This is a genomic window from Escherichia sp. 94.0001 (genome assembly GCF_013369155.2).
Classification (GTDB): domain Bacteria; phylum Pseudomonadota; class Gammaproteobacteria; order Enterobacterales; family Enterobacteriaceae; genus Escherichia; species Escherichia coli_F.
Genome location: NZ_JABWMS020000260.1, coordinates 1 through 370 on the forward strand (window position 1 = coordinate 1; position 370 = coordinate 370).

The 370-nt window shown below is 47.0% G+C and carries 1 protein-coding gene; it reads right to left on the reverse strand.

Going from position 1 to position 370, the window contains the following annotated elements:
- Positions 1 to 5: 5 nt before the first annotated feature.
- The gene (locus HEN33_RS25600) at positions 6 to 275 is read right to left on the reverse strand and encodes an excisionase (protein ID WP_096857746.1); all 270 of its coding nucleotides are present in this window, start codon (positions 273 to 275) and stop codon (positions 6 to 8) included.
- Positions 276 to 370: the final 95 nt, after the last annotated feature.

A 370-nucleotide genomic window follows, 5' to 3' on the forward strand; every position in this document is an offset into this window, starting at 1 on the left:
CTACGTCAGTGCTGTTTTTTCGTGGCCTCGGTGACATGAGTTAAAATCTCCTTCAATGCGTCATCATCGCCAGTATGAATTTCCGGCGCAATTCCCGTTTCACCAGGCCCAACAAATACTGCACGGCGATCTATTAACCAGCGACCACGAATTTTTTGCGGCCTTGGTACTATGTATCCAAGTTTTCCGTATTTAACTAGGGTAGTGTTTGTTATTGGGAGACTGAACCGTTTTGGTTTCCACTCCTCGAGCGTTATCAGGTACTGTTCGCTCATGGCCATCACTCCGGAATGCGCCAGTTGCAGAATAGCAACTACAACTGGCGACGGTTGAACATTAAAAATCAGCCTGACTCGGGATCAGTTTTTGC

Bases quoted from the DNA above. Each gene is read 5' to 3' on its own strand.
- HEN33_RS25600 (WP_096857746.1), bottom strand. From the start codon at position 275: ATGAGCGAACAGTACCTGATAACGCTCGAGGAGTGGAAACCAAAACGG.